The organism is Streptosporangium sp. NPDC049046 (assembly GCF_040649155.1).
In the GTDB taxonomy this organism is placed as follows: domain Bacteria; phylum Actinomycetota; class Actinomycetes; order Streptosporangiales; family Streptosporangiaceae; genus Streptosporangium.
Map to the genome: position 1 here is coordinate 343,063 of NZ_JBEZEZ010000001.1, position 20,480 is coordinate 363,542.

Sequence of the window (20,480 nt, forward strand, 5' to 3'; positions counted from 1 at the left end):
GCCGGATCTGCCTTTTCTCTATCTGGAGTCATGCAGAAACGAGGCCTGATGGCGGACAGGTACGAGTGGCTCACGCGACGTCTCACCGAGGTTTCCCACGAGGACCGGCAGGTCGAGCTTTTTCTTGAAGAAATTAAAGACGGGATCGCGTCGCGACTCCCATTTGGCGCACGAAATGAAGTCTGGTGGAAAGCGCAGTGGCGTCCGCACGTACGAGCCTGGCTCCGCGCGGGATGGAAAGTGAAGTCAGTCAACTTTCAGCAAGCGCGACCGTCCGTAACCTTTGAAAGGGTGACCGAATTCCCCGGGATGGCGAGCCAGGGAATCTTGGCGGTTTGTACCGTATCCGCCGGCGCTGCGATGAACGGAATCCTCGCAGCACCCGAATGGGCGACCCTCGTCTTCGTTTTCGTTCTCACGGCGGTTCTGCAATGGTTGACCCAGATGCTGTATCACCGTCGGGGATACGCTTGGGGCATGGTCTCGCTCGTCGTCGCGGTCGCTGGCACCGCAGTCCTTTTTCAGGTAGTGGGTGAAAAGAGTCAATCATTGATCGTTTCTTCTCAGCCTACACATGTGCCACGCTTGGGAGAATTTCACTGCTTACGGGATCTTAATTCAGATAGCGGGACAGGCGCCCTGGTTTTCGATATCGAAGCAGGGGGAAGCGCAGCAGAGTCGTTTCGAATCAGCGCCCGAGGAGTGGTGTCCGAAATACGCATCGTAGTCGGAGTTAACGAGAGCCTTCCTGATGCCTCCGAACCGCGCCCGATGAAGGTGCAATTAAAAAACGAAGAAGGGGAGATTCTAGCTGAGGCTAGACGCGACAACATCGTCTCCAACAAGCTCACCGAATTCACCTTTCCGAAGGATGTGCCGATCGAGGCGAACAAGACGTACACCTTCAAGGCGATCAACGAGTCGCCCTGGCCCGTCGGCATCTATTTCAGGCCAGTGAAGTCCGGAGAAGTCAACGACCCGCACAACGGGGTATTGCTAGAGAAGCGGCGCAACAGGCCTGAAGTTCACAGGGTGCAAGGGAGCGCCCTCAGCGGCTGCATCTTAGGGGCCACATACAGCTGACCGAAACAGCAGCGTTCTGGGCAGACCAGCGAGTCGAAGGATGAAGTCTTTTCGCAAATGCCCCTTCCCCTTCGTCCGTCACTTGGACGCCTTTCGCATGAAGTAGCTTCATCAGCCAGTCGATGTCGGCCTTCAGCGTCGCCTCTGCCTGAGCCGCCGTCGGTCCTGGAGGATCGGAGGAACACGCCCCCAGGGCCAACATCCCCAGGGCGGCGATCACCGCTAATCCAGCGCGAGCGGAAGCAAGATGCATGGCGAAACTCTCCGTTCACATCGACCAACATCACCCAGGTCCAATGATGTCCGACAATCAAGCATTTTCCAGGGAAAGCGCTGGAATATGTCAAACCGGGATGGACAGCAGCCGCAACCGTTCATCGAGATCCCGGACGTGCCTGTTGCCCTCCCACGGGTGAAGCTGAGCGCGGGCCTGCCGCACGGAGTGAACCAGACGGGCGGAACTGTGCGCCACGACAGTCTGCGCGGCCTTGTCGATCATCTCGACGGCTGCCGGAATCTCCTGCTTCTTGACCAGCGCAGTCGCGCATTCGAGTCGAAGAATGCTTTTAACCAGGGAAGAATCAGATCCCATCTTCGCGAGCTTTTGCTCTGCTTCGGCTATCGCCCGGTCGAACTGTCCAGCTTTGATCAAACAGAACACGGCGTGGCGAGCGATGCGGTCCGGTTCAAGCCAGAAAAGATGCCGAAGTTCCGCTCCGTTCCGGCTTCCATCCGCCAGCCTGACAGCACGGTCGAGCATCCGAAGCCCTTCCCCGTCGCGTCTCGTATTCGAGAGGACCCGGGCGACTATGGAGAAGGTCGCCGCCTGCTGCAGGCCGTTGCCACTGTTCTTGGCCCATCCCTCAGCTGCGAAGGCATGATCAATTGACATGGTCCACTTGTCTTGATAGATCGCCATATCGGCCATCAGCCCGTGCAGATGAGCGAGGAGAGCGGGATCACCGAGTTCGTAACCCGCCGCCAACCCCTCTCTGTAGCGACGGCCAGCGTTCGTGTAGTCCATCAGGTCGTAGTGACACCAACCCGTCAGGTGGCTCAGGCTCCAGTAGACGCGAAGGAGGCGCTCTCGTAGTGACTGAGCGAGGGAGCCTCGCTTGAGGATGTCGTCGACCAACGCGCGCTTGGCCTCGGCTATCGGAAGGACCTGCTGAGGGCCGGACGCCTCGTCCATAGCCCACAGCCGGGCCGTGAGTCGCTCCAGCACGTCGATGGTGGCCGCGTCGATCGGGTGCTGGTGGCGGGCGGCCGCTGCCAGGCGTTCCCGTTCCGGTGGGGTGAGGTGGCGCAGCAGGCCCAGGGCCGGGGTTCCGCCCAGGAGCAGGGCGAGTTCGAAGAGCAGTTCGCGGCGTTTCACGTCGGCCTCCTCTGCGCCGACCGCGCGCAGCAGGTCGGCGCAGAGGGTGGGCACGGGAACGAGTGGGGGAAGTGCCTTCGTTCCCTTGGTGCCCGGGATGGCCGATGCGGACACCTCGCGGCGGTAGTGCGCGTCGAGGTGACAGTGATCCGTCTGGTCGATCAGGTCGCGGTCGCGTACCCCGTAGAAGGCGTAGATCTCGTCGGTGACCAGGCGGCGGGCGGTGGTCTGGTAGATGCGGGCGAAGATGGCGATCGCCCCAGCACCGGGACGCCTCCCGGCCTGCGGCCAGGCCTCGTAGTCGTAGAAGCGCGCGGCGCGCAGGGTCGCGGTGCCCGCGGGGTCGAGGTCGTTGTAGGCGGCCACCACGTCGCCCGCCGTGCGACCGTGGGCGTAGCGGTACAGGCGCAACGGGCTGACCTGGTGATCGAGGGCGAACACCCCGGCGATCTGGTCGAACGTGAGGCGGCAGGCCCTCAGCGCCTCGCTGCGCCGCCTGCATCCCAGCAGGATCCGGTATCCCTCTCCGGGCATCCTCGACTCCCTTCCCCGAACACACACGGATCGTATGCCCACGGTTACGGAGAATGACAGTCCGTGGGGGAAGTGGGGATCCTCGACCGCTGGACGCGGCGTTCTCGCAGGTCAGAACTGCTGTACGCGGAGTATCCGATCGGCGGCGTCCCGGAGGGCTACCGCACGGGAGCGCCGGGCCACTGTTCTGCCAACGATTTTCCCCTGACCAGGAGAGCAGGAGAGCGCGCATGACCACTGCCCACGACGGCGTGGCCCCGGAACTCATCGAGGCGATGGTACGGCTCAGCCCGGGCGGCATGACCTGGCGGCGGACCTTCCCCGGTCATCCCTGTCAGGTTCCCGAGGCTCGACGCTTCGTCCGGTTTCTCCTGGTCGACTCCCCGTTCGGCCAGGACGCGGAGCAGGTCGTCGCCGAGCTCGCCGCCAACGCGATCCGCCACACCGCGAGCGGGCGACCGTACGGCACGTTCGTCGTCGAGGTCGTCCGCAGGCCCGAGGTCACCCGCGTGACGGTCTACGACTCCGGCCAGGGCGCCGTCCCCACCCTCCTCCACCCCACCCTTCTCCGCGAGGGCGGCCGAGGTCTTCCCCTGGTCGTCGCCCTCGCCTCCCGGGTCGGCTGCCAGGGCACCCGGTCCCACGGCCACGCCGTCTGGGCCCAGTTCACCGGCGAGAGGCACCCCGCATCCCCCGAGTGCTCATGACGAGCGGGCCGTCATGAGCACTGGGGCCTGCTCGGAGTTCGAATTCTCAGCCGGCGTTCAGCCTGGTGATGAGCTCATGCGCGACGTCCATGAACTGATCGCGTGAGGACGTCGTCGTCTGCAGGTCGACGAACGCCTCGTGGGCACCGGCCTGGGCGAGGGTCAGCAGGTAGTCACCGATCTGCCGCACGGTTCCGACGTGCGGTACCTGGTCGTCGGGCGCGGGAGAATCGGTGATCTTCGGATTGACGCGCACCACCATTCGCAGGGCCGACGGGTCCCGGTCGACGCGTGCCGCGGTCTGCAGCGCCATATCCCACAGGGAGGTCAGATAGGGCATGGGTATCGCCGCGCTCAGCCAGCCGTCGGCTCGCCTGCCGATCCTCTCCATGGACGAGGGCGTGTAACCGGCGAGCAGGATCGGGGGGCGCGGCCGCTGGAAGGGCTTGAGGTCGATGTGCGACGGCGGCACGGTCCACAGCGCACCCTTGTGCTCGACGACCTCACTGCTCCAGGCGGCCTCCATCACGTCGAGCGTTTCTTCGAGCCGGGCTCCCCTCCCCTGCCAGGGCACCCCGGTAGCGGTGTATTCGTCACGCAGCCATCCGAGACCGATGCCGACGTCCAGCCGTCCGTGGCTGAGCAGGTCGAGCGAGGTCAGCATGCGGGCGAGCAGGACCGGCGGTTGCCACAGCGCGTTGAGCGTGCTGGTTCCCAGCCTGACCTCCCGAGTGCTGACGGCGGCGAGTGTCAACGCGGTCAGCGGGTCGAAGAACGTCGCGAAGGCCGGAGGGATCTCGCCGTCTCCTCCCGGGTAGGGGTCGCTGGGTTCGAGCGGCACCATGATCCGATCACCCGCCCACAGGCTGCTGTAACCCATGGCCTCCAGATCCGCGCTGGCCTGCCGGATGAAATCCGGGTCGGCGAAGGCGCCGTACTGCGGGACTGTATATCCGATCTGCATGAGCTGCTCCTTGATACTTCGCCATGGAAAGCCGGGAGGAACTGAGGCGCATATTGCGTACGCGTCTCGATACCCGGACGCTCCCGGTCTAACGTCCAGGGAGACGTTAGGCGACACCCCTTGGACATGATTTGCGATCGGGTTGGAGTCTGGCCTCCGGGCCCTAAAAGCCCACTTAAGACCTTGATGTGACGTCCCCTCGGGGCAGCACGACCGGGGCGTTCCTTGGCCTTCTGGTGGCCCGTCACGCAACCTTGGTTGGGTAACCGGTCCAGCTGCGGATGGGTGAGCCGACGGCGAAGTTCGTCTTGGGCTGGGCTCGGGCGTTGCGCCGGCGCACGTAGGTACCGATCGCCGCGTTCTGCTGCCGGCCGGTCAGGACCGAGCAGGAATGACCGGCGAAGCTGCGGGCTCAGCTCTTGAAGTAGTGTCCCGCGTTCAGATCGGCGATGAGCCCAGGTAGGCCGGGACGCCAGTCCAGCAGCTTCTGGGTCAGGGCGGAGGAGGCCGGCATGTCCAGCGTGACGAAGGAGGCCAGCCAGCCGAAGTGCTCGCCCGCCTCCCGCGCGGGGATCGCGGTCACCGGCACGCCGAGCCGGCGCCCGATGACGCCGGCGACGTCGCGTACCGGCACACCCTCCTCGGCGACGGCGTGCAGCCGCGCGCCCGCGGGAGCCTCCTCCAGGGCCAGCCGGTACAGGTGAGCGGCGTCCAGCCGGTGCACGCTCGGCCACCGGGGGTCGCCGTCGCTCACGTACGCGGAGACGCCCTTCGCGCGGGCGATGCCGATCGCGGCCGCGACGAACCCCGGGTCACCCTCTCCATGCACCAGCGGCAGCCGCACTACCGAGACCCGCACTTCGCGCTCCGCGAACGACAGCGCCACCTGCTCGGCCGCCCCTCGGGGCGAATGCGTCCCCGGCTCGTCCTTCTCGGTGCCGACGCGGCCGGGCGGGAGCAGGCCGGTGCCCGAGGTGACCACGAGCGGCCGGCCGGACCCCGCCAACGCCTCGCCGAGCGCCGCGATGGCTCGCCGGTCGGTCTGGTTGGCGGCTTCGAAGTTCGCGAAGTCGTGCACGAAGGCCAGGTGGATGACGCCGTCGGCGGCGGCGGCCCCGTCGCGCAGGCCGGCGAGGTCGTCGAGCGAGCCGGGGTGGGGCTCGGCTCCGGCGGCCCTCAACGCGGCGGCGGCCTCATCCGTACGGGCCAGACCGGTCACCTGATGCCCGGCCTCGATGAGCTCACGTACGACGGCGGACCCCACGAAACCCGTGGCGCCGGTGACGAAAACACGCATGATGATCTCCTTCTTCAGCGGTGTTCCCATCGTCGGAGCCGGTGCCGTGCGGCGTCCAAGGCCTGTCGCTCATCGGGCGATACGTTTCAGGCATCACCGCAGTAGGCTGCGGGCATGCCCCAGTCGCCCGATCTCGATCTGCGGCTCGTGCGCTACTTCACGGCCGTCGCCGAGCACCGGCACTTCGGCCGCGCCGCCGAGGCCCTGCACATCACCCAGCCGTCGCTGAGCCGGCAGATCCGCGCCCTTGAGCGGCAACTGGGCGCCCTCCTGCTCGACCGAACCCCGCAGGGCACGCGACTCACCGAGGCCGGCGAGGTCTTCCTGCCCCGCGCGAAGACACTGCTGCACGCGGCCGCCCAGGCGGCGGCGCAGGCCCGCGCCGCCGCTCGGCCCAGCCGGATCACCATCGGGTACACGATGGGCCTCATCGTCACGCCGGCCGTGCGCGAACTGCGCCGCCTGCATCCGGATGCCGACGTACGCACCTCACACGTGGCCTGGAACGAGCCGCGCCCCGCTCTGCTCGACTACCGTGTGGACGCGGTGGTGACCCGGCTGCCGTTGGCGACCGACGGGCTCGACGTGACGATCCTCTACGGCGAGCCGCGCGTGCTGCTGCTCTCGCGCGACCACCGCCTGGCGGGCAGGGGATCCGTGACGCTCGCCGACATCGCCGACGAGCCGTTGCCCCGACTGGCCGACCCGGACCCGGCCTGGGAGGCGTACTGGCGCATCGATCCCAGGCCCGACGGCCGCCCGGCCCCCGACGGCCCCGTCGTCACCGACATCGAGGACAAGTCCGAGCTGATCGCCGCCGGGGAGGTGGTGGCCATCATAGGCGGCCCGCCCCTTGTCAACCTCCGCCCGGACATCACCTCGATCCCTCTGGAGGGCGTCGAGCCGAGCCACGTCGTGCTGGCGACCCGGGCCGGCGACCGCAACCGCCTGGTGTCGGCGTTCCGCAAATCCGCCAGGGCGCTGCTCACCGGTTCGCGGGCACCCCTGAGGTCGTCGGAGGCGGCGGGTGGTCCGGCGGGTGAATGACGTACGTCACGCCGCCGCTGCCGGTGCTGCGCAGCCACACCTTCTCGAAGCCTCTCCGAGCAGGACCGGCAAGCCTTTGTCGAGCTGATCGACCACCGCTGCCACTAACGGCGCAGATCCCAACCATGATCCCGAAGTGTCACCGGAGTACTAGACAGAGGTGAAACCAAGCGCCGCGGCGGCCTCGCTCTGCGCGGTGTCACGACTGGCGAAGCCGAGCTTGTCCCCCGGCTCCTCCAGAAGCGGCACGGCCGCCAGCTCCGCGGTGGCGAGATGCATGGCGTCGAGCGCACGAAGGGCATGGGTGTAGACGATCTCCACCGCCCGGCGTTCCACGGCGTCACGGGAAGCGCTCAGCAACGTGACCGGGCCGTCCTCTCCAAGGTCCGCCGCCAGTACGGCAAGCCTGGTGTCCAGTTCCAGCAGCCGCCTGGCGCGAGAGGCGCGGACCAGCAGCCCGGTCACCTCCACCACGGTCAAGGTGCTCGTGACGAGGAGGTGTTCGGGGTCTTCGAGGAGGTCCCTGGCCCGGTCGTGACCGGGTTCGTCGCGGAGGTAGGCGCAGGCCAGAACCGAGGAATCGACGTAGGTGAGCACGAGGTCAGCGGCCTTCCGCCCAGAGGTCGTCGAGGACCGGTCCCGCGCCCTCGGTGGCCGCGAGCGCGCGCTCCCGGTCGGCTTCGGTCACGGGAGGGGAGGGGGGTCGCTCGGCGAGCACTCCGAGCCTTCGCGCTCGGGCGCGAAGCTCCGCCCGGGCGTCCAGCGCCTCGTCGGAGACGCCGTGGGCGAGGATCTCCCCGGCGGTCGCGTTGATGGATCGGCCGGTGCGGCGGGCCCTTCGCGTTATGCGACGATGAAGATCGTCATCGATGCGGAGAAGGAGTTGCTTCATTCATCGATGATATCAATCAAAGCCTTGAAAGTGATATCACTCGCCGTCGAGGGACGCGCTTTCGCGGTCGTGATCCGGTATCCCGCCGGGCGGGACAGCGGCCGGGAACACGAACGGCCCCCGCGAAGGAGTTCGCGGGGGCCGTCTTGGAACGTGCGGGTCAGAGACCGGCGGCGGAGCGCAGGGCGTCGGCGCGGTCGGTGGACTCCCAGGAGAAGCCCTCGCGGCCGAAGTGACCGTACGCGGAGGTGCCCGAGTAGATCGGGCGGAGCAGGTCGAGGTCGCGGATGATCGCGGCCGGACGCAGGTCGAAGACCTCGAGCACGGCCTGCTGGATCTTCTCGACGTCGGTCTTCTCGGTGCCGAAGGTCTCGATGAACACGCCGACCGGGTGTGCCTTGCCGATGGCGTAGGCGACCTGGACCTCGGCGCGGTCGGCGAGACCGGCGGCCACGATGTTCTTCGCGACCCAGCGCATGGCGTAGGCGGCCGAGCGGTCGACCTTGGACGGGTCCTTGCCGGAGAAGGCGCCGCCACCGTGGCGGGACATGCCGCCGTAGGTGTCAACGATGATCTTGCGGCCGGTCAGGCCGGCGTCGCCCATGGGGCCGCCGATCTCGAAGCGGCCGGTCGGGTTGACCAGGAGGCGGTAACCCTCGGTGGCGATCTCCAGGCCGGCGAGGATCGGGTCGACCACGTGCTCCTTGATGTCAGGAGCGAGCATCTCCTTGAGGTCGATCTCGGCCGCGTGCTGGGTGGAGACCACCACGGTGTCGAGCCGGACGGGCGTGTCGCCCTCGTACTCGACGGTGACCTGGGTCTTGCCGTCGGGGCGCAGGTAGGGCACCGTGCCGTCCTTGCGGACCTGCGACAGACGCTCGGCGAGACGGTGCGCCAGCAGGATCGGCAGCGGCATCAGCTCGGGGGTCTCGCGGCAGGCGTAGCCGAACATGAGCCCCTGGTCACCGGCACCCTGGCGGTCGAGGTCGTCGCCGGCCTCGCCCTCACGGTTCTCGTAGGCGTCGTCGACGCCCTGCGCGATGTCGGGCGACTGCGCGCCGATGGACACCGACACGCCACAGGAGGCGCCGTCGAAGCCCTTGTGCGAGGCGTCGTAACCGATCTCGAGGATCTTCTCCCGGATGAGGCCGGGGATGTCGACGTAGGTCTCCGTCGTCACCTCTCCGGCGACGTGGACCTGACCGGTGGTGATCAGCGTCTCGACCGCGACACGGCTCTTGGGGTCACCCTTGAGCATGGCGTCGAGAATCGCGTCACTGATCTGGTCGGCGATCTTGTCCGGGTGGCCTTCTGTGACCGACTCGGAGGTGAAAAGGCGACGGGACAAGTCAGTGGCTCCTCATGCAGCGGCTGCTGGCGTTTGGGGGCTCTGGCGTCGGCGGACACCAGTAGCGCTCCGGCGAATTCTAGCCCCACCCGATGTGGAGCCGCGAAATCGTCTCAGATCGTGTCACCTTAAAGTCTCGGCTCGCATACGGGAAAGAGCCCCGTCCCGTGCGGAGCCGGGATCGAAAGGTCCGCGACCGGCACATGGGATGCGCTCGACCGCAACACAGCGACGAAGTACCCCAAAGCCCGCCCTTACTCATAAATCGGGCAACGGATCGGGAGGGAGCGTCTCGGGGGCGAAGACCTCGGCGTCGGCGGCGGCGATCACCGCGGCGTACTCCTCGTCGATCTCGAACACCATCCCGCCGAGTTCGATCGCCGCGCCCATGGAGAGCTCCAGCGGGCCGAGCCGGGTGCGACGGGAGTGAGTGGCGTACACCGAGGTCGGCGCGTCACGATCGAAGAACTTGGTGGAGATCACGCAGATGGTGCGATCGGTGACCACGATGAGGAAGGTCGCCATGCACGGATTTCCCACCGACAGCGCCGGCAGGACGTAGTGGATCTCCTCACCCGGGGGAAGCAACGCCCGGCATCGAGCCCTCACGGCGGCGGCGACCGGCATGATCGAAACCCCTCCCAGGCGCGACATCGCAGGTCATCTCGGACGAAGTATCCGCCGGGAGGTGGCCTACGGCAAGGGGTCAGGCCAGGCGCGCGGTGACAAGATGCCCGCCCGGTCTCGGTCCGCGTCCGAGGCGCGGATCAGGCCAGGCGTGCGGCGACGAGATCCCAGACCGTGTCGGCGAGGGACTCCTTGGGCCCGCGCGGGATGTCGACCCGCCCCCCGTCCGCGGCCAGGACCACGGCCGCGTTGTCGGGCGTGCCGAAGGCGAGGCCGTCGCCGACCTGGTTGACGACGAGGAGATCGCAGCCCTTACGGGCGAGCTTGGCCCGCCCGTTGGCGAGGACGTCGTCGGTCTCGGCCGCGAATCCCACGATCACCTGCGGGTACGGCTTGAGACCCTCGCGGCGCCGCTCCCCCAGCTCCGCCAGGATGTCCGGATTTTTCACGAGATGGATGGCATCAGGCTCGTCGGCGGTCTTCTTGATCTTCGATCCGCTCCGCGCCGAAGGCCGGAAGTCGGCGACGGCGGCGGCCATCACCACGGCGTCGGCTCCCTCCACCGCCTCCAGCACGGCGTCACGCAACTCCAGGGCCGACTCGACCCGGACGACCCTGGCTCCCGCCGGATCGGGCAGGGCGACGTTGGCGGCCACCAGGGTGACCTCGGCCCCCCGGGCGACGGCCGTGCGGGCCAGCGCGTAACCCTGCAGGCCCGAGGAGCGGTTGCCGATGAAACGGACCGGGTCGATCGCCTCGCGGGTGCCCCCGGCGGAGATCACCAGACGGCGACCGGCGAGGTCGGCCGGACGCCCGGCGATGACGCGGCGGCAGACCTCGAAGATCTCCTTCGGGTCCGGCAGCCGGCCGGGGCCGGTGTCGGCGCCGGTCAGGCGACCCACGGCGGGATCGACGACGATCGAGCCGCGCTCGCGAAGCGTGGCCACGTTGGCGCGGGTCGCGGGGTGCTCCCACATCTCGGTGTGCATCGCGGGGGCGAACACCACCGGGCAGCGCGCGGTGAGCAGGGTGTTGGTCAGCAGGTCGCCGGCCAGCCCGTGGGCGGCCTTGGCGAGCACGTCGGCGGTGGCCGGCGCGACGACCACCAGGTCGGCGCCCTGCCCGATGCGGACGTGCGGAACCTCGTGCACGGACTCCCAGACATCGGTCGTGACCGGGTTGCCGGACAGCGCGGCCCAGGTCGGCTCGCCGACGAAGCGGAGAGCCTCCCTGGTCGGGACGACGCGCACGTCGTGGCCCGACTCGGTGAACAGGCGCAGCAGCTCACACGCCTTGTAGGCGGCGATGCCCGCGCTCACGCCGAGGACGACCCTGGGCCTGTCAGGAGACCCGGCTTCTTCGGGGGTCCGCATCGAGGTGGCTTCAGCCCTCGATCGGCTCGGAGGTGAGCAGGCCCTCGCTGACCTCGCGCAGCGCGATGGACAGCGGCTTCTCCTGCGCGTGGGTCTCGACGAGCGGGCCGACGTACTCGAGCAGGCCCTCGCCGAGCTGTGAGTAGTAGGCGTTGATCTGACGCGCCCGCTTGGAGCCGAAGATCACGAGACTGTACTTGCTGTCGACGATGTCGAGCAGGGCGTCGATCGACGGGTTGGTGATGCCTTCGGAGTAGGCGGCGCTGGTTGCCACGTGTGATTTCCCCTAGCTAGGTGAACGTCCGAGGTGCGAATCCTCGGGAGCATCAGCCAACAAGGCTATCAGCCGATGGCATACGTCCTGGACGGACGTGTTGACGAGTGTCAGGTCGAATTCCTGCTCCGCGGCCATCTCGATCCGGCCGGCCGCCAGGCGGCGGGCGATGACGTCCTCGGGCTCGGTGCCCCTGCCACGCAGGCGCTTCTCCAGCTCGCCCCACGTCGGGGGGGCCAGGAAGACGAGCAGGGCCTCGGGCATGGTCGCGCGGACCTGCCTGGCGCCCTGGAGGTCGATCTCCAGCAGCGTGGGCACCCCGGCCTCAAGCTTCTCGATCACGGGGCCGCGCGGGGTTCCGTACCGGTTACCGGCGAACTCGGCCCATTCCAGCAGCTCGCCCGAGGCGGCGAGGCGGTCGAACTCCTCGTCGTCGGCGAAGAAGTATTCGACGCCGTGGGTCTCCCCCGGACGGGGCTTCCTGGTGGTCACCGAGACCGACAGCCACACCTGTGGGTGTGCCCGCCGAAGCTCGGCGACGACCGTGGACTTGCCGACGCCCGACGGCCCGGACAGGACCGTCAGGCGCTTACCTGCCGGGAGCCCGGGGAAGGCTCGCGCCCTCTCCGGACCTACGGCCGGGGATGTGGAGCGACCGGCCCCGCCCTCGGCGGTTGCCTCCGGAGTCCGACTCTCGTCGGACCACGACGTTGCGGTCACTCCAAACCCCCCGTGATGCCGTCCCCCATGCGGGGCGAGCGTGGTCGTATGAACCGAGATTAGCTCTCGGCCCCGCCGAACTCACGCTCGAGCGAAGCTCGCTGGTTCGTACCCAGACCCCGCACACGGCGGGACTCTGCGATGCCGAGCTTTTCCATGAGCTGCTTGGCGCGGACCTTGCCCACGCCGGGAAGCGACTCCAGAAGAGCCGAAACCTTCATCTTGCCGATGACGTCGTCGGCCTGCCCGTCTTTGAGCACCTCAGCCAGAGAGACCGCACCGTGCTTCAGGCGGTTCTTCACCTCGGCACGCTCTCGGCGGGCCTTGGCAGCCTTCTCTAGGGCTGCGGCGCGCTGCTCAGGGGTAAGGGGAGGAAGAGCCACGCCGGGTCACCTCGAATTTCCTGTCGATGTACTCGGACGGGATGGGAAACTAGCTGGTCATGGCGCTTCAAGCAACGTCAAGGCCACTTTATCCCCCTAGAAAATCTACTTCGTGACTTTGTGTGCGCGCCATGTCGCTTTCCGTCGACAAAACTGCTCTCATCGCCGAGTTTTCAGGGGTTGTCTCACCCGCGACGCCCGACGGTCTCCCACGCCTCCCGACACGCGAAACCGGCTGGTTTCCCGCATCGCCTCGCGCGCGGAGCCGGGTGGTTTCCGGCGTTACCCCACCCGCGACGCCCGGGGTCCGCGGACCCCCGTCCGCGACGCCCGGCGGTCTCAAAAACCACCCGCGACACCCGACGGCTTCCAAACCTTCATCCGCGACGCCCGGCGCTCCTCGAACCCGACCGCGACCCCGGCCGGCCTTCCGAACCACCTCACCCCCGAACGCCCGACGGATCCCGGACCGTCCCCACCCGCGAACGCCCGACGGATCCCGAGCCGCCCCCCAGCCGCGAACGCCCGACGGAATCCGGGCCGCCCCCCAGCCGCGAACGCCCGACGGATCCCGGGCCGTCCTCACCCACGAGACCCACGAGACCCACGAGCGCCCGACGGAATCCCGGCCGTATCCCGGCCGTCCTCAGGCGCGCTGCCCCGTGGCGGCCGAAACCCGCCGCAGGGCGGCGGCGATGCCCGCGGCCGTCGCGCCCGGGTCGGCGGAGCCGGTGATCGGGCGGCCGATCACGAGGAGGTCGGCCCCGTCCGCCAGAGCCTGCTCGGGAGTGGCCACTCTCGCCTGGTCCTGGCTCGCGGCGCCCGCGGGACGGACGCCGGGGGTGATGAGGGTGATGTCGGGTCCGACCTCGGCGCGCACCGCGGCGACCTCGCGCGGCGAGCAGACGAGGGCCTGGGCGCCCGCGGCGACGGCCAGCGCCGACAGGCGGCGCACCGCGTCCTCTGAGGGGCCCCTGACACCCATCAGGTCCAGGTCAGCCTCCGAGAGCGAGGTGAGCAGCGTCACCGCCGCGATCTGGGTGTGGGGCATCGCCTCCACGGCCGCCCGGATCATCGCGGGGCCGCCGGCGGCGTGGACGGTCAGGATGGCGGGCTTGAGCCTGGCGACGGCCCTCGCGGCGCCCGCGACGGTGTTGGGGATGTCGTGGAGCTTCAGGTCGAGGAAGACCCGCACTCCGCTCGCCCCACGGACGGAGGCGATCACGTCGGGGCCGTAGCGGAGATAGAGTTCCAGACCGACCTTGACGGTGGTGACGTGCGGGGTCACCATGCTCGCCCAGTGGGCCGCGGTCTCGAGATCTGGCGCGTCCAGGGCGACGGCGATGGGTGCGGGCGTCACAGGGAACTCTCCTCAAGATCAATCCGGTGCCGGGTGGACGCCCCCGGCGGGCGGTGGGCCAGCCCGACCGCGTCGGCCAGCCGGTGGAACCCCCGGGCCGCCAGAAGCTCCTCCAGCTCGCGGAGGATGCGCAGGCAGGCGTAGGGGTCGTGGAACAGCGCCGTCCCCACGGCGACGACACAGGCGCCGGCGAGGATGAGCTCGAAGGCGTCCCTGCCGGTGAGCACGCCACCCATGCCGATGATGGGCACGCTGGGCAGGGCCGCGTGGACCTGCCACACGCAGCGTACGGCCAGCGGACGGATGGCCGGTCCCGACAGACCACCGGTGACCGCCGCGAGCGTGGGGCGCATCGCCTCGGTGTCGATGCTCATGCCGAGCGGGTTGTTGATCATCGAGAGCGCGTCGGCCCCGCCGTCCACGCACGCGCGAGCGACGCTCACGATGTCCATGACGTCCGGGGAGAGCTTGGCCACCACGGGCACGTCGTACCGCATCACCGAGCGCACCGAGGCGATCACCTCGGCGGAGGCGGCGCCGTCGCGGGCGAAGACCCGGCCGCGGTCCTCGATGTTGGGGCACGACAGGTTGACCTCCACGGCGGTGACGCCGGGCGCGTCGGTGAGCCTGCGGGCCAGCGCGGTGTACTCGGCCACGGTGCCGCCGCCGATGGACACCACGGTCCGTACGCCCCGCTGCGACAGCCAGGGCAGCTCACGCTCCAGGAAGGCGTCCACGCCCGGTCCCTGGAGCCCGACGGCGTTGAGCATGCCCGAGGGCGTCTCGGCCATCCTCGGGGTCGGGCGGCCCGCCCTGGGGGCCATCGTGATCGACCGGGTGGTCAGCGCGCCGATCCTGGCCAGGTCGAAGAACTGGGCGAGCTCGGAGCCGGACGCCGCGCACCCGGCGGCCGTGGTGACGGGGTTGACCAGCTCCACGTGCCCCAGGTACGTCCGCATGTCAACCGGCATGCCGCGTTCCCCCACCGGGTGCTCCCAGCGCGTCGAACGGGATCGTGCCGACGTCGTCGAAGCGGACGCGCTCGCCCCTGAAGACCGGTCCTTCGACGCACGAGCGCACCATCCGGGTTACCCCGTCGTCCCCGATCACCGGCAGCACGCACGTCATGCACACGCCGATCCCGCACGCCATACCCTCCTCGACGGCCACCTGGACGGGGATGTCGAACTCGACCGCCACCGCGGTGACGCCGCGCAGCACCGGCATCGGGCCGCAGGCGTAGACGGCGTCGGCCCGCACGTCGGCGATCACCCCCGGCAGCACGTCGGTCACCCGGCCGCGCATGCCCAGGGAGCCGTCCTCGGTGGTGAGCGTGGTGGTCTCCCCCATCCTCCTGGCTCGCAGGGCGCCGAAGACCCGGTCGGCGGAGACCGCGCCGAGGACGAAGTCGACGCGGCAGCCGCGCCCCTGGAGGGCGTCGGCCACGGTGAACAGCGTCGCCGCACCGTGCTCGGCACCGACCAGGACGCAGGTCACCGGGTCCCTGGGGAGCGGGAACGGGCGGCCGAGCGGGCCCACCAGGTCGAGGGTGTCGCGGGCACGGCGCTCGGCGAGCCAGGCCGTGCCGGGGCCGCGCACGGAGAAGACGAACTCGACCGTACCCCCGTAGTCGGGCTTGACGTCGTGGACGAAGAAGGCGCGGCGCGTCAGCATCGACGTCCGGGCACCACCGACGGCCACCCCGACGAAGTGGCCGGGCCGGAAGCGCTCGGCGATGCCGGGCGCCACCACGGTCAGCGCATGGTAGGCGTCGACGCGGCGCGTCGTCAGCACCGTGCCGGTCACCTGTACCGGGGTAACAGGCGTCTCCCTCACCTCCGCTAAGGCACCGGCCCGCTCCTCAGCCGCTCCGCAAACGCTTCGCGTGCTCCTGGAGTGACCGTACGCCGATGTCGCCACGGACGATCGCCTGGATGCCCTGTACGGCCGCGGCGAGCCCCTGGACGGTGGTGATGCAGGGGATGGCGCGCAGCACCGCGGCGGTGCGGATCTCGTAGCCGTCCAGGCGCGGCCCCGCCTGGCCGGGACTGCCGAAGGGGGTGTTGACGATGAGGTCCACCTCCCCGTCCAGGATGCGCCGGACGATCGTCTGCTCGCCTTCGGGGCCCGTCCCCTCGCTGTGCTTGCGCACGATCTTGGCATGGACACCGTTGCGGCGCAGCACTTCGGCGGTGCCCTCGGTGGCGAGGATCTCGAACCCGAGGTCGGCGAGCGCCTTGACCGGGAAGATCATGGCGCGTTTGTCGCGGTTGGCCACCGAGACGAACGCCCGTCCCTTGGTGGGCAGCGAGCCGTACGCGGCGGCCTGCGACTTGGCGTAGGCGGTGCCGAAGAACTCGTCGATGCCCATCACCTCGCCGGTGGAGCGCATCTCGGGGCTGAGCACGATGTCCACGCCGCGGAAGCGGTTGAACGGCAGCACGGCCTCCTTGACCGCGATGGGCGCGTCCAGCGGCATGGTGCCGCCGTCGCCGGTCGCGGGCAGCAGGCCCTCGGCGCGCAGCTCGGCCACCGTGGCGCCCATCATCACCCTGGCCGCCGCCTTGGCCAGCGGCACCGCCGTGGCCTTGGAGACGAACGGGACGGTGCGGCTCGCGCGGGGGTTCGCCTCCAGCACGTACAGGATGTTGGCGGACATGGCGTACTGCACGTTGAGCAGGCCGCGCACGCCCACTCCCCGGGCGATCGCCTCGGTGGCGGCGCGGATGCGCTTGATGTCGTAGCCGCCCAGCGTCATCGGCGGCAGCGAGCACGCCGAGTCGCCGGAGTGGATGCCCGCCTCCTCGATGTGCTCCATCACGCCGCCGAGGTAGAGCTCCTCGCCGTCGAACAGGGCGTCGACGTCGATCTCCACGGCCTCGTCGAGGAACTTGTCCACCAGCACCGGATGGTCGCTCGCCGCGCCGGCCTTGGCCATGTAGGAGGTCAGGGTGTCGTCGTCGTAGACGATGGCCATACCGGCGCCGCCCAGCACGTAGGAGGGCCGCACCAGCACCGGGTAGCCGATCTCCGCGGCGATGGCCAGCGCCTCCTCCTCCGTCACCGCGACGCCGTGCTTGGGCGCGGGCAGGCCCGCCTCGGCCAGCACCCTGCCGAACGCGCCGCGCTCCTCGGCGAGGTGGATCGACTCGGGCGAGGTGCCGACGATCGGGACCCCGGCGTCCTTGAGCGCCTGGGCCAGGCCGAGCGGGGTCTGGCCGCCGAGCTGGACGATGACGCCCACCACCGGACCGGTCTGCTGCTCGGCGTGGACGACCTCCAGGACGTCCTCCAGGGTGAGCGGCTCGAAGTAGAGGCGGTCGGAGGTGTCGTAGTCGGTGGAGACCGTCTCGGGGTTGCAGTTGACCATGACGGTCTCGTATCCGGCCGACGACAGCTCGAAGGAGGCGTGCACGCACGCGTAGTCGAACTCGATGCCCTGGCCGATCCTGTTGGGTCCAGAGCCGAGGATGAGGACCTTGGGACGCTCCCCGTAGGGGACCTCGGTCTCCTCGTCGTAGGTGGAGTACAGGTAGGGGGTCTGGGCGGCGAACTCGGCGGCGCAGGTGTCGACGGTGTTGTAGACCGGGCGGACGCCGAGCGCGTGGCGCAGGTCGCGCACCCGCGGCTCGGTCATGTCGCACAGCTCGGCGATCTGCACGTCGCTGAACCCGTACCGCTTGGCCCCGGTCAGCACCTCGGCGGTGAGCTGTGGCGCCTCGCGCAACTCGGCGGCCATCGCGTCGATCGCGAAGAGCTGGTCCAGGAACCAGGGGTCGACGGAGGTCGCCTCCGACAGCTCCTCGATCGTGGCCCCGGCGCGGATGGCCTGCTGCATGGTGAACAGGCGCCCGTCGTGCGGGACGCGGCAGGCGGCCAGGAGCTCGTCCTTGGGGCCGGGCTCCCCCGCCCAGGTGAAGGAGGCGCCCTTCTTCTCCAGCGAGCGCAGCGCCTTCTGCAGGGCCTCGGGGAAGGACCTGCCGATCGCCATCGCCTCGCCCACCGACTTCATGTGGGTGGTGAGGGTCCGGTCTGCGCCGGTGAACTTCTCGAACGCGAACCTCGGCACCTTGACCACGACGTAGTCGAGCGAGGGCTCGAACGACGCGGGGGTCTCCTTCGTGATGTCGTTGGGGATCTCGTCCAGGGTGTAGCCGATGGCGAGCTTGGCGGCGATCTTCGCGATCGGGAAGCCGGTGGCCTTGGACGCCAGCGCCGAGGAGCGCGAGACGCGGGGGTTCATCTCGATGACGACCATGCGGCCGGTGCGCGGGTCGACGGCGAACTGGATGTTGCAGCCGCCGGTGTCGACGCCGACCTCGCGGATGACCGCGATGGCCACGTCGCGCATGTTCTGGTACTCGCGGTCGGTCAGCGTGAGCGCGGGGGCGACGGTGACGCTGTCACCGGTGTGCACGCCCATCGGATCGATGTTCTCGATCGAGCAGACGATCACCACGTTGTCGGCCCGGTCGCGCATGACCTCCAGCTCGTACTCCTTCCAGCCGAGGATGGACTCCTCAAGGAGCACCTCGGTGGTCGGCGAGGCGTCGAGGCCCGCCCCGGCGATGCGGCGCAGCTCCTCCTCGTCGTGGGCGAAGCCGGAACCCACCCCGCCCATGGTGAAGGAGGGCCGCACCACCAGCGGGTAGCCCAACTCGTGCGCGGCGGCCAGGCACTCGTTCATGGTGTGGCAGACGAACGAGCGCGCCGACTCGGCGTTGAGGCCGCGCTCGGCGGCGACCTTGGCCACGATGCCCTTGAAGAGCTCGCGGTTCTCGCCCGCCTGGATGGCGTCGACGTCGGCCCCGATCAGCTCGACGTCGTAGCGGTCCAGGATCCCGGCCTCGTACAGGGAGATCGCGGCGTTCAGCGCGGTCTGCCCGCCCAGGGTGGGCAGCAGCGCGTCGGGCCGCTCCTTCGCGATGATCTTCTCGACGATGTCGGGGGTGATGGGCTCGACGTAGGTGGCGTCGGCGAACTCGGGGTCGGTCATGATCGTCGCCGGGTTGCTGTTGACGAGGATCACGCGGAAGCCCTCGGCGCGCAGCACTCGGCAGGCCTGGGTGCCCGAATAGTCGAACTCGCAGGCCTGGCCGATCACGATCGGCCCTGAGCCGATCACCATGATCGACTGGATGTCCGTACGCTTAGGCACCCTTGCTTCCCTCCGTACTCATGGTCGCGCTCGGCTCCTCGCCGGCTCCGCGGACGCCTCGTCCCTCGCCGGCCACTCCGCCCGCTCGTCCCCTCGACCGCTCCGCACTCATGGTCGCGCTCGGCTCCTCGCCGGCTCCGCGGACGCCTCGTCCCTCGCCGGCCGTTCGCCGCCCGCCCGCCATCAACGCGCAGAAGTCGTCGAACAGGCCGGCCGAGTCGTGCGGGCCCGCCGCCGCCTCGGGGTGGTACTGGACGCTGAACGCCGGGCGGTCGAGCAGCCGCAGCCCCTCGACGCAGTCGTCGTTGAGGTTGACGTGGCTGACCTCCGCCGGCCCGTACGGCGTGTCGAACACGCCCTCCAGCGGTGCGCGTACCGCGAAGCCGTGGTTGTGCGCGGAGATCTCGACCTTGCCGGTGCCCCGGTGCTGCACCGGCTGGTTGACGCCCCGGTGGCCGTAGCGCAGCTTGTAGGTGCCCAGCCCGAGCGCCCGTCCGAAGAGCTGGTTGCCGAAGCAGATGCCGAAGAACGGCACGCCCGCGTCGAGGACGCCGCGAAGCGCCTCGACCTGGCCGTCGGCGGTGGCGGGGTCGCCGGGACCGTTGGAGAAGAACACCCCGTCGGGGCCGATCGCGAGGATCTCCTCGGCGGTGACGGAGGCGGGCAGCACGTGCACCTCGCAGCCGCGCTCGGCCATCCGGTGCGGCGTCATCGCCTTGATGCCGAGGTCGACGGCGGCCACGGTGAACCGCTTGGGACCGATCGCGGGCACGACGTACGGCTTCGGGGTGGAGACCTCGCCCGCCAGGTCGGCGCCCTCCATCGCGGGGCTGCCCAGCACCCGCTCCAGCAGCTCCTCGACGGGCGCCAGGGCCTTGCCGGAGAAGACCCCGGCCCGCATCGCCCCCCGCTCCCGCAGGTGGCGGGTGAGGGCGCGGGTGCCGGTGATGGCGATGCCGACGACGCCCTGCTCCTTGAGGTAGTCGTCCAGGGAACGGTTGGAGCGCCAGTTGGAGGCCACCCGGGCGGGCTCGCGGACCACGTATCCGGCCACCCACACCCTCGACGACTCCGGGTCCTCGTCGTTGACCCCGGTGTTCCCGATGTGGGGCGCGGTCATCGCGACGATCTGGCGGTGGTACGACGGGTCGGTCAGCGTCTCCTGGTAGCCGGTCATCCCCGTGTTGAAGACCATCTCGCCGAAGGTCTCGCCCTCGGCGCCGTAGGGGGTCCCGTGGAAGACGCGCCCGTCTTCCAGGACTAGCACTGCGGTCACTCACACACCCCGATCATCTCGGTTACAGCTCCGCAAAGTATGAAATATCCGGCACGTTGGGT

At 69.2% G+C, this 20,480-nt stretch carries 19 protein-coding genes; 3 read left to right on the forward strand and 16 right to left on the reverse strand.

Features of this window, described 5'->3' with window-relative positions:
* The first annotated feature begins 48 nt into the window (after positions 1-48).
* Entirely contained in the window at positions 49-1,083 is a 1,035-nt protein-coding gene (locus AB0B96_RS01395) for a hypothetical protein (RefSeq protein ID WP_362895544.1), read from the forward strand.
* Positions 1,084-1,426: 343 nt separating this feature from the next.
* Here AB0B96_RS01395 and AB0B96_RS01400 read toward each other — a convergent pair whose 3' ends face one another.
* Entirely contained in the window at positions 1,427-2,992 is a 1,566-nt protein-coding gene (locus AB0B96_RS01400) for a hypothetical protein (RefSeq protein WP_362895546.1), read from the reverse strand.
* A 230-nt stretch (positions 2,993-3,222) separates the two neighbouring features.
* On the opposite strand from AB0B96_RS01400, the gene AB0B96_RS01405 reads away from it, so the two are divergent.
* The gene (locus tag AB0B96_RS01405; RefSeq protein ID WP_362895548.1) at positions 3,223-3,699 is read left to right on the forward strand and encodes an ATP-binding protein; all 477 of its coding nucleotides are present in this window, start codon (positions 3,223-3,225) and stop codon (positions 3,697-3,699) included.
* A gap of 46 nt (positions 3,700-3,745) precedes the next feature.
* Here AB0B96_RS01405 and AB0B96_RS01410 read toward each other — a convergent pair whose 3' ends face one another.
* Positions 3,746-4,663, reverse strand: coding sequence for a TIGR03619 family F420-dependent LLM class oxidoreductase (locus tag AB0B96_RS01410; protein WP_362895550.1), 918 nt, complete (start codon positions 4,661-4,663; stop codon positions 3,746-3,748).
* A gap of 412 nt (positions 4,664-5,075) precedes the next feature.
* A complete protein-coding gene (locus AB0B96_RS01415) occupies positions 5,076-5,960 on the reverse strand; it encodes an SDR family oxidoreductase (RefSeq protein ID WP_362895552.1) in 885 nt (294 codons plus the stop codon).
* Positions 5,961-6,074: 114 nt separating this feature from the next.
* On the opposite strand from AB0B96_RS01415, the gene AB0B96_RS01420 reads away from it, so the two are divergent.
* Positions 6,075-7,007 carry a LysR family transcriptional regulator gene (locus AB0B96_RS01420; protein ID WP_362895554.1) on the forward strand — a complete coding sequence of 311 codons (933 nt, stop codon included), beginning with the start codon at positions 6,075-6,077 and terminating at the stop codon, positions 7,005-7,007.
* A 150-nt stretch (positions 7,008-7,157) separates the two neighbouring features.
* Here AB0B96_RS01420 and AB0B96_RS01425 read toward each other — a convergent pair whose 3' ends face one another.
* The 13 genes from AB0B96_RS01425 to carA form a co-directional block, all read right to left on the reverse strand.
* Entirely contained in the window at positions 7,158-7,604 is a 447-nt protein-coding gene (locus AB0B96_RS01425) for a type II toxin-antitoxin system VapC family toxin (RefSeq protein ID WP_362895556.1), read from the reverse strand.
* A gap of 4 nt (positions 7,605-7,608) precedes the next feature.
* Positions 7,609-7,899, reverse strand: a complete 291-nt coding sequence (locus AB0B96_RS01430; protein ID WP_350948048.1) for a hypothetical protein — start codon at positions 7,897-7,899, stop codon at positions 7,609-7,611.
* Between the two features lie 160 nt (positions 7,900-8,059).
* Positions 8,060-9,247, reverse strand: coding sequence for a methionine adenosyltransferase (gene metK / locus AB0B96_RS01435; RefSeq protein WP_362895558.1), 1,188 nt, complete (start codon positions 9,245-9,247; stop codon positions 8,060-8,062).
* 258 nt (positions 9,248-9,505) lie between these two features.
* Entirely contained in the window at positions 9,506-9,901 is a 396-nt protein-coding gene (locus AB0B96_RS01440; protein WP_362895560.1) for a hypothetical protein, read from the reverse strand.
* 113 nt (positions 9,902-10,014) lie between these two features.
* A complete protein-coding gene (coaBC, locus tag AB0B96_RS01445) occupies positions 10,015-11,247 on the reverse strand; it encodes a bifunctional phosphopantothenoylcysteine decarboxylase/phosphopantothenate--cysteine ligase CoaBC (protein WP_362895562.1) in 1,233 nt (410 codons plus the stop codon).
* Between the two features lie 10 nt (positions 11,248-11,257).
* Positions 11,258-11,521 (reverse strand): DNA-directed RNA polymerase subunit omega, encoded by a 264-nt coding sequence (gene rpoZ, locus AB0B96_RS01450; protein WP_030909981.1) that lies wholly within the window; start codon positions 11,519-11,521, stop codon positions 11,258-11,260.
* Positions 11,522-11,533: 12 nt separating this feature from the next.
* Positions 11,534-12,106 (reverse strand): guanylate kinase, encoded by a 573-nt coding sequence (gene gmk / locus AB0B96_RS01455; protein ID WP_350948144.1) that lies wholly within the window; start codon positions 12,104-12,106, stop codon positions 11,534-11,536.
* 194 nt (positions 12,107-12,300) lie between these two features.
* The gene (mihF, locus tag AB0B96_RS01460) at positions 12,301-12,624 is read right to left on the reverse strand and encodes an integration host factor, actinobacterial type (RefSeq protein WP_350948044.1); all 324 of its coding nucleotides are present in this window, start codon (positions 12,622-12,624) and stop codon (positions 12,301-12,303) included.
* Between the two features lie 646 nt (positions 12,625-13,270).
* On the reverse strand, positions 13,271-13,984 hold the full coding sequence (gene pyrF / locus AB0B96_RS01465) for an orotidine-5'-phosphate decarboxylase (protein WP_350948043.1): 714 nt from the start codon (positions 13,982-13,984) through the stop codon (positions 13,271-13,273).
* Positions 13,981-14,955 (reverse strand): dihydroorotate dehydrogenase, encoded by a 975-nt coding sequence (locus AB0B96_RS01470; RefSeq protein WP_350948042.1) that lies wholly within the window; start codon positions 14,953-14,955, stop codon positions 13,981-13,983. The genes pyrF and AB0B96_RS01470 overlap by 4 nt, the downstream gene beginning before the upstream one ends.
* The gene (locus AB0B96_RS01475) at positions 14,945-15,790 is read right to left on the reverse strand and encodes a dihydroorotate dehydrogenase electron transfer subunit (protein WP_350948041.1); all 846 of its coding nucleotides are present in this window, start codon (positions 15,788-15,790) and stop codon (positions 14,945-14,947) included. The genes AB0B96_RS01470 and AB0B96_RS01475 overlap by 11 nt, the downstream gene beginning before the upstream one ends.
* Positions 15,791-15,845: 55 nt before the next feature.
* The gene (gene carB / locus AB0B96_RS01480) at positions 15,846-19,142 is read right to left on the reverse strand and encodes a carbamoyl-phosphate synthase large subunit (RefSeq protein WP_350948040.1); all 3,297 of its coding nucleotides are present in this window, start codon (positions 19,140-19,142) and stop codon (positions 15,846-15,848) included.
* Positions 19,135-20,418, reverse strand: a complete 1,284-nt coding sequence (gene carA, locus AB0B96_RS01485; protein WP_362895565.1) for a glutamine-hydrolyzing carbamoyl-phosphate synthase small subunit — start codon at positions 20,416-20,418, stop codon at positions 19,135-19,137. Before carA ends, carB begins: the two co-directional genes overlap by 8 nt.
* Positions 20,419-20,480 lie beyond the last annotated feature (62 nt).